We start from the raw sequence: 218 nt of genomic DNA on the forward strand, positions 1-218 counted from the left end.
GGAAAATCCATTACACATACCCAAACTATTACGATAAAAGACGATGTAAAACCTGTGTTTTCAGGAACTTTACCTGCTGATATTTCGGTAGAAGAAAATAAAATCCCAACACAGATGGATTTAACCGCTACAGACAACTGTTCTGAAAAAGTTCAAGTTATCAAATCAAAAGAAGAAAAACAGGAGGGAGAGAACAAAGTAATTACCTATAAATGGGA

Annotated in this window: 1 protein-coding gene; it reads left to right on the top strand. The window is 34.4% G+C overall.

The features are described from left to right. A partial coding sequence (locus CCAND38_RS11890) for a hypothetical protein (protein ID WP_042343848.1) occupies positions 1-218 on the top strand: 218 nt, incomplete at both ends.

Origin of the sequence: Capnocytophaga canis (assembly GCF_000827555.1) — a bacterium.
Lineage (GTDB): Bacteria > Bacteroidota > Bacteroidia > Flavobacteriales > Flavobacteriaceae > Capnocytophaga > Capnocytophaga canis.